This is a genomic window from uncultured Rothia sp. (genome assembly GCF_937976295.1).
Lineage (GTDB): Bacteria > Actinomycetota > Actinomycetes > Actinomycetales > Micrococcaceae > Rothia.
In genome coordinates this window covers 1-9,019 of the sequence record NZ_CALJRY010000101.1, presented here as the reverse complement: position 1 = coordinate 9,019, position 9,019 = coordinate 1, and the positions used below count along the sequence as shown (strand labels likewise).

General features: G+C 58.0%; 5 protein-coding genes and 1 pseudogene. All 6 read left to right on the top strand.

Annotated features, from left to right (window positions below; genetic code table 11):
• Window positions 1–1,189, top strand: a pseudogene (locus Q0216_RS02650) (hypothetical protein); the annotation flags it as partial.
• A gap of 115 nt (window positions 1,190–1,304) precedes the next feature.
• On the top strand, window positions 1,305–3,476 hold the full coding sequence (locus Q0216_RS02645) for an ATP-dependent DNA helicase RecG (protein ID WP_298592712.1): 2,172 nt from the start codon (window positions 1,305–1,307) through the stop codon (window positions 3,474–3,476).
• Window positions 3,477–3,711: 235 nt separating this feature from the next.
• On the top strand, window positions 3,712–5,313 hold the full coding sequence (locus Q0216_RS02640; protein WP_298592711.1) for a hypothetical protein: 1,602 nt from the start codon (window positions 3,712–3,714) through the stop codon (window positions 5,311–5,313).
• A gap of 176 nt (window positions 5,314–5,489) precedes the next feature.
• Window positions 5,490–7,532, top strand: a complete 2,043-nt coding sequence (locus Q0216_RS02635) for a hypothetical protein (RefSeq protein ID WP_298592709.1) — start codon at window positions 5,490–5,492, stop codon at window positions 7,530–7,532.
• A 105-nt stretch (window positions 7,533–7,637) separates the two neighbouring features.
• A complete protein-coding gene (locus tag Q0216_RS02630; protein WP_298592707.1) occupies window positions 7,638–8,561 on the top strand; it encodes a hypothetical protein in 924 nt (307 codons plus the stop codon).
• A 159-nt stretch (window positions 8,562–8,720) separates the two neighbouring features.
• Window positions 8,721–9,019: hypothetical protein (locus tag Q0216_RS02625; RefSeq protein WP_298592705.1), on the top strand; the 299-nt coding region annotated here is incomplete at its 3' end.

Here is a 9,019-nt window from a genome sequence, read left to right as displayed (position 1 = left end):
TACCCACGATTCCGGTCAAAACGATTATGAATTCCTTCCCACAGGTTCTTACAAGTGGACGGAACAGAAGTATCAAGCCAAACTCCACAACATGTCGCAAGTCATCAGTGAGTTGGGCACTGAGGTGGAAAACACCAAAAACCCTGCAGGTGCTGCTGTGGTGGGACTGAGCGAGGTGGAAAATCGTCACGTTCTCGACGACTTGCTCCAACAACCCTCTTTATCTAAACGAGGATACAAAGCTGTGCATTTTGAAGGTCCCGACCGTCGCGGCATCGACGTGGCTTTGCTCTACAATCCCAAAGCTTTCCACCTAGAATCGGCTATGCTCGTGCCTTTCGTGTATCGCGATTCGCTGCAACCGGATGTTGATTTAGGATTCTACTGGGACGCTGACGGAAAGATTCAACCTCATTCCAACAAAAATGGGGAACTCATTGGCGACACCACCTACATCACTCGCGGTTTTCTCACCGTTTCAGGACGTTTGGGCGGTGAAAAGTTTAACTTCATCGTCGATCACTGGCCTTCACGTGGCGCACAAAGCCCCGTTCGTGAACGTGCCGGCTATCAGGTGCGCCGTCTCAAAGAGTCGCTCCAACGCCAAGACCCCGATGCCAAAATCGTCATGATGGGCGACCTCAACGACGACCCCGGCGACGCCTCCGTCACCGCCCCCGAGGCGCTCGCCATTCACCACAACAGCCAGGCACCGGGAAGCAGCAACGCAGAAGCGAGCGCACCGACCGAAGCCGTCGCCCCGGCTGTCACGGCGCCGGTTACGGTTCCTGAGCCTCAGATGCAAGAGCCTGCACCCGAAGCACCCGCTACGGTTCAGGATCATCAGGATCAGACGCAGATCGTCGGTCAGCAGCAGATGAGCGTGGATCCTGCCCCTGCGCCTGTCTCTGTGCCTGCGAACCAGGCGTTTTTGCATCAAGAAAGCGCGCCGGCACCGGTTGCGAGCGCACCGACTGAGTACACCTCGAACCAGGCTAAGAGCGCCATTGTTGCTGGCGCTCAGGGTCTAGGATTACCTGCCGCGGAGGCGGTTCAGGCGGCGAAGGCTGCGTGGAATGTTGCGCTTGGCTCTCCTGATGCTGAGGTGGTTTCTGTTCAGCAGGTGGATCAGGCGGTTGCCTGGATCAAAGAGCAGATACCGCACCGTGCCACTTCTGCGCACTCCTAACCTCACTTTGCGTGAGCGTATAGCCGGCTCCCGGACAGATCCCCCGGATAGGGGGAGCTCCAGGGAGCCGGCTCCATCGTTTAACCCACTACCCCTTCTTCTTTCGTAAGCGTTCATGACTCTTCCCACCCTGCTCACCGACCCCTTCAACGACGTTCTACGCCCGCACCAGCTACGCAGCGGCGACACCCCGCTATGGGCCTGTCTGCCCGAAGAGACGGCATCCGCCATGGAATCCCACCTTGGATTGCACACCCTGGCAGACCTAAGAGACTACTACCCGCGCCGCTACACCACTAACGGCCCGCTCATAAACCCCGCACCCCACCACCTGAACCAGCCGATTACCTGCTACGTCACGGTCACCTCAAAGCGCCTGAAAGCCACCCGCACCGGACGGAGAATGCTTCTAGTCACCGGCACCACCGACGACGGACACAGCCCCGGGCACGCGCCCGTCACCATCACCTTCTTCAACGGCTTTGAGGCGTCCAAAGACATCACCGCCGGCGAGCGCCTGCTCATCTCAGGAACCCTCACCACCGGATTCTCCGGAAGCGGGTACACCATCGACAAGCCGATCTACGAGAAGGCACCGTTGCTTTTGCTGCAGCCGGTCACCGCCACCTACCCGGCCACCAAGAAGGTACCTGCCGCCACCATCGCAGCAGCAGTAGCCCGCCTGATTCCTACCCTCAGCCCCGAGCCTGACTACCTTCCGCAGTACTTGCGCGCTCGCCATCACCTAATGTCGCTGGGTGAGGCTCATCAGAAAATTCATTTGCCTGCCACGCAAGAGCAGGCTGCCGCCGCGCGCACCCGACTTACCTATGATGAAGCGTTTGCTATGCAGCTCACTTTGGCGCAAACGCGGCACCGCAATGCTGCTACCAGCGCTTACCCGCTGACCAAAACTGCAGGTGGGATTCTTGATGAGTATGCCCGCTCGCTGCCGTACAGTCTCACTGATGGGCAGAAGGCTGCTGTCTCTGAGATTCTGGCGGGGCAGTCTAACCCGCACCCGTTGAACGCGCTGCTTCTGGGTGATGTGGGAGCCGGTAAAACGACGGTGGCGGCGTTTGCGTTGCTGCATGCTGCCCACAATGGGTACACCTCTGCTCTGATTGCACCTACGGAGGTTCTAGCCGAGCAGCACTACGAATCCTTCCGTAAGAGCCTGCCGTCGAGCCTCACGATTCATTTGCTCACCGGATCTACCGATCCGGAGCAAGCGCGCGCCATCCGAGAGCACATCAAATCAGGTGTTCCGTCCATCGTGATTGGCACTCATGCCCTGTTCTCCCGACGCATCAAGTGGCCAAACCTCGCTGTGGTGGTGATTGATGAACAGCATCGCTTTGGCGTCGCTCAGCGAGATACCTTCAACAAGTTACCGACCCGCCCGCACACCCTGAACATGACCGCAACACCCATTCCCCGATCTGTCGCCATGACCACCTACGGCGATTTGAAAATCATCAAGCTACCCGGTCTACCTGCAGGCCGTCAGCCGATCAAGACGCACGTCATCTCACCGCAGGCTACCCCTGACCAGTACCAGCGCATGTGGGCCCACATCGCCTACGAAGCATCGCAGGGGCACCAAGCCTTCATCGTCGGGGCAAAGATTGATCCAGGAGACCCGAACCCCGAAACTGACCCGAACACCGCCTCCACCACCCCGTACACCGTATGGGAAATCGCCCAGAAACTCACCCGGCAGTGCCCAACACTGACCTACAGCGTGCTCCACGGAAAGATGAGCAGCGAAGAGAAGCAGGCAATCATGGACGATTTCGCAGCCAATAAGACCCACGTGCTCATCTCCACCACCGTCATTGAGGTTGGCGTGAACGTCCCGAACGCTACCGTCATGGCAATCATGAACGCCGAACGCTTCGGAGCAGCCCAGCTACACCAGCTCCGAGGCCGCGTAGGCCGCGGTGGACACCACGGCTACTGCTACCTGATCACCTACGCCAACCCCGAAACCGACACCACCTCGCAAACCCGCCTGCAGGCCATCGCCTCAACCCTCGACGGAACCCGCATCGCAGAAATTGACCTGCAAACCCGCGGCGAAGGACAAATCATCGGAACCCGCCAAGCCGGCAACAACGGCCTCAAACTACTCACCCTCAACAACACCCCACTCATCCGCAAAGCACGCCACGACGCCACCGAACTCATCAGCCAAGACCCACACCTTCACCTATACCCCGCGCTCGCCGCCTGGCTATACAAGCACCCCATCTACCGGGGCGGTAGCGCGCTTATGCGTACATAAATGGTTTAGAAATGCCTTTTTTTGCAAGGGAAGAATATAATAAATAGTGTCAATGTCCCAACTGTAAATATTTAGTGAGGAGCGTTCCATCATGTGCGACTGGAAGCCCGGCCCACGGTGTTTTAGCCACTACGCGCCGATCTTTCTCAAGGCCCAAATAAAGTACGCAGCGGCCGTCGCCTTAGCCAAGGCCGAGGCAAAGAAGACCGGTAAAGTCTCTGCAGAAACCCGCCGAATGCTCGAAGAGCAATTCCTGAACTATATGACCGCGCAGCGAGAGTTCTACGCATCCCCGAAGGCACGAGAGGAGTTTCTGCAGCGCGCCATCGCAAAGCGCACAGCAACGCTGGAACGCGGCCTGAACATCGAAAACGAAAAGCTACGTGAAATCCTCACAAACCACCACCAACGAGACCTGGACATGCTGGAAAAGCAGGCCGTTGATGGCGCGCACCGCTGGGACCAGGCCAAGCTGGCCTCCAAGATCGCCAATGACCGCAACGAGAACGCACTAGAGCGCGGCATCTTCAGCGAAGCCGCCTACAGCGAGGAAGAACTAGCACAAGTAGACATCCGCCACTGGGACCGCGCATGCCCCGAAGGCGAAGTCATCCTCAAAAACTTTGGCGACAAGCTCCACCACTCAGATTCCTCTGACGCCTGGCGAGAGCTAACCATCACCCGAGAAGTCCGCATCGAAACCCCCACCGGCGAGCGCGTCCACCTCGACATCGAAGCCCGCATCGTCCAAAAAACTAAGGGATCTTCCTCCTACACCGTCGAATACGTCGTCAAGCAGGAGGGCAAGACTCTCGGTATTCTCATCCCGAACTCATCCACGCAGGACAGCTACTTTAACGTTGGCGCGGTGTACGAGAGTCGCCCGCTGACTCGAGAGCCGTGGATGGCCCTGCATAAGGGCATCCGTTTGCGCAAGAGCGACTGGGACCACTATGCCAAGGTGAATAATCTCAGCGCTGAAGAGCTCGAAGAGATCAAGGCTGAGTTCACCCGCACCCAGAAGCTTCTGTCGGACGCAGGGGACGCAAAAGAGACCGAAATGTTCTCCCGTCTGAATGCCTTCCAGGAAAAGATCAACCGGAAGCACCGCGGCCACAGGCACAACAATGCCACGGAGCAGTTCGTGGAGGAACATGGCGCTCGCACGAGTTTCAATAGCATTGCAGGTGCTAAGGACAATATCGCTCAGACGATGAACTCGTTGGATAGCACCCTGCTTGAGATGGCAGTTAAGGCGCGCACTCAGGGCATTAACACCTACGCCAAGGAGCAGTTCGGTGTGACGACTAAGCGTGACCGTGACAAGGTGGAGAAGGAATCTCGGGAAATCATGGCTAATGAGCCCGAGCGTCTGCAGCCGAAGTCCCGCAGCGAGAAGCGCAACCGTGGCGGTGGCCGAGATCGTGTTGAGCGAAATATGGCGCGTGAGAAGCGTCGTGCTTCGTATATGGGCGACAGCCCCGTGGTTGTTTCCCGCAGGGAGGAGAAGATTAAGCGCACTAATACCAACATGGAGGTGCTGCAAAAGCGCGGCGGCTTGTTCTATAGCGCTAGGGTAAATCCGGTGCGTCAGCTTAACGAACCGGATAACCCCTTCAAGGGATATTCGTACCGCGTTGTCACTACCCAGGCAGGAGGCCGTAAGAGTTGGGTATCCATGAAGTTCACTAAGGACGGTGTGCTAACTGGTGGCTTGAAGGCATATAGGCATCCGAATAAGGAGGGCATGGTTATGGTCTGCAAGGGTCCGAGGAAGGAAGTAGTGGCTATCGTTAGCACGGACCAGTTCGACGCTATGGCTGACGTCGAAAAATAACCAACATTTGCATTTGGGACATAGCGGAACATAAAGAGGGGGTCGGAATCCCCGGAAAATCAAGGAAACCGACCCCCTACCGCCGCGAAAAACAGCCCTAAAGCACGCTATGGCCCAAAATTCATCCGCTATGGTTGAGGCAGATGAACAACACGACACGACCGGAAGGATCCACAATGTCTACCCCCGAAACCGAAATCCGCAACAAGGAATACCAGCGTCAGTACCGAGAAGACCGCCTAGCACGCAAGCGCTACAGCTACGAGTCCCTGGAGAACCACTACCGCGTCACCGCAGACGGTAAGGATCTTTCCACTGAACTGATGGCACAGCGCGCGCCCGGCGTCACCGGGGAAACCCCCTGGGTGAAGGATCTGTCCGCACACCCGCTGCAGTGGCGACGCGAAGGAATCCCTGCAGGCCTGCCTTTCTTCATCGAGAATGCCTTCGAAAAGGAGGCGCCGGGCCGCAGTTTCACCGACCCGCGCATGGTCTTCGACGCTTCCCTCTTCGAAAGCATGACTGACGAAGAGATCGAATACTTCAATGACGAGCAGCACTGGGCAGTAGAAAACCCCTCCGCAGGTGACCATATTGCCCTGGATGCCGAGCTTGACGATGAACCCGGCTGCTACGGCTACCTGGTCCACGCTAACTACGGTAAGAAGAAGCTCAACGACCCGCCGGTAGGCCGCCCGCACTACAAGCGCAAGGACGGTAAGGTACTGACCTGGGGAGACCCCCGCAAGGATGCCCCCTACTGGCAGGAGCCCGGCGATTTTGTGTACGCCTTCCTGGATGAGGAATCCGCACGAGAAAAGTACGACGAGCTGCGTGCCTCCCTTTACAGCCTGAATCAGGAAGTCCGCCTCTACCGCCTCAGCCAGCCGATCACTATCGGTGAGGCGCGCGCATGGCTGAACTCTGATCACCCCCTGCGCGAGCAGCGCCACGGCGCTATCACCGTCGAAGCAGCCGGCACCGGCCAGTTCGACACCCCCGGCGCGCTGCGCGTACCCCAGCAGGCCGCCCCTGATGAGGATGAGCTGAACCAGGCAGAAGAGCAGGCATGGTGGGATTCGCTAACTCCGGAAGAGCAGCACAAGGTCGAGTCCCAGCACGAGGCTAATCTGCGCATGATTGAGGAACGTGAAGCCATCAATGATGAGCGTCAGAAGTTCTCCGATCGCATCTACAAGGATTTGTACAACGTGGATTCTTTGCTGCAGCAGCTGCTTGAATGGGCAGAAGAAGCTGGAGACGAGGAGAACGCACAGTGGTACCGTGAGAACAACGCCACTTTGAGCCTTGAGGAAAAGCTCGAGTTCGTAGCAGACGAGTACCAGAACCGCCCTGCACACTATGAGGCCGAGCTGCGCGCTACCAACCTTGTAACCCCCTTCGAGACCCTAACCAACCTGGTCCCGGTGGTGCCTCTGAGTGATGAAATGATCGCTGCAGCGGCAAGCTACAACCGGATCGCACTGAAGGCGGGTACCGAGGGCAAGGCTCTGGGCATCAAGCGCCGCCGTAGCGGCGGCTACTCGCTGACCAAGGTGCAGGAGAAGTACGTTCGTGAGCACCTGCTGAAGGCCTACACCCGCGGCGGTAAGGAAGGGTCGGCACGGATGCTCGTCGAAATCTACGAACCCACCGGCATGTGGCTACTCGATCCGCGCGAGGATGGCGACGGCAACGGCTTCGACTGGGATACGGTGAACCTTGATGATTACCGTGGCGGCTTCCTTTTCCCGCTGGGCCCGAACATGCCTATTGGCGGTTTCGCGCCGCGCCGTGATCGCGTGGAGTTCTTGTGCCTGCTGCTGGAGAAGGGCATCATCACCCTTGATCAGTTCTGGGAGCGTCTGCGTAGCAACTCTTACATTTCCGACCGTGACGAGTTCTTCGAAGACGGCGCCAACTCGCTTGTGATGACCAAGCGCAACTGGCGCAACCTCGTACACAAGGCCAACCCCGAGGACACCGCGGAAGATCCTGAGATGATCCCCAACGATTGGGCCTTCGTTGAGTGGGATGAAGAGCGCCTGGGCATCTGGACTCTCTCTGAGTGGGAGAAGTACGTTGCCTCCAAGCCTGATGACTGGTTCGTAGTAGGCCACAATATCCCTGAATCTATTGGTCAGTCGGAAGAACCGGCACTGTTGTTGCCCGAGATGCTCGAATGGCACCAGCGCCACCTCAAGACCGAAGGCCTCTAAACCTCAACACAGAGCCCAACCGCCACACAAGGTGGGTGGAAGGATGCACCCTTCCACCCACCTTTTCCGCTACCCCCCCCGACCGCAAAGCAGAAAGGAGCAACCATGCCCCTGCTAGGAGACACCAGCGCCTACGCCCGCGCCGCCGGCTACTTCCTGAAGCACCCCCGCCAGAACCCCCGAAGCACCAACCAAGCCGCCTTCACCGAGTTCTGCGCATTCCTGGAATACCTCGCACCTGCAGGCGTACCCCTGCAGGTATCCACCAAGGACTTCTGGGCTATGATCCGCACCAGTACCCCCATAGCGCACGTCACCTCAACGGGCCTGCGTGAACGCACCGTCCCCTACTACCACTGGTGCACCTTCTTCGGAGTTCCAGACATCGAAGACCTCGCCCGCATGACGGCAGAAACCCCCGACGCGCTCGCAGAGACCTACCGGAGCACCTGGGCAGCATACCAGCAGGCCCTTGAACAAGAGCGAGCGCAGCTGAACACTCAGGCGGCGACTCGGCGCACTAAGAATGTACTGTATAAGCAGTTGGGGGAGCAGCCGCACAAGATTATTCCTGCAGGGGTGCCGGTCTATATTTCGGCTGAGCGTGCGCGGGGGATGTTGGGGTGTTCTGTGCAGGCGTGGGAGCGGTTGCGGGCGCATTTTGGTGTGTCCTTTCGGGTTGCTGGTTTGTTGGGGGATGAGGCGGTGCCGTTGTTTGTGTGGGGTGCGGTGCAGTCGTTTGCTGCGTTGTGGGGTGAGGGGGATGAGGCAGTGGATCGTGCGTTGCAGGTTGTGGATGCTGAGCGGTTGCGGGGTGAGGATCAGCGGCCTCAGCGGGTGTACACGTATGAGCAGGCGTGCGAGGTGTTGGGGGTTTCGAGGCGGGTTTTTCGGCTGGGTAGGGATGAGTTGGGTGGGGGAGTGGAGGCGTATTTGATGCCGGATGTTGGGGTTCGTCCTAGCCGCCTCATTTCTGAGGAAAAAATTTTAGAAATTTCCCGTATTTGCTTGGATTTGACGGCGATTTAGTATATATTTAATATCAATAGGGCTTCTTAGTCCGAGATGGATGTGTGTATGTGATACGTAAGCGCCCTTCCTGTGTCAATGATTAGATGCAGTGAAGGGCCTTATGTGTATCTCGAGGAGCCCGTAAACAACACGGTCAAGTACAGAAGGGAGCCTGTCATGGCAGGCCGTAAGCAGAAGACGCTCACCCCTGAGCGCATGGCGTACAATGCAGAGGATCGGAAACACTGGGAAGCCCTGCGAGCCCAATTTCGAGCCAAGAGGACCGGTCCGCACGTGGTTCTTCCCGCAACTCCGGGAACTCTCTTCATGGGGTGGGTGGATGCCGCCGGCGTATATCACCCGATACAGGGCAGGATCAATTTGGAATCCGACAAGCACACCATGCGACTTGGACTAGCCACCCTATCGGCTCGCCTCACAGACCAGCTGGAGCAGCAGGGCTTTTTTGAGCTGCA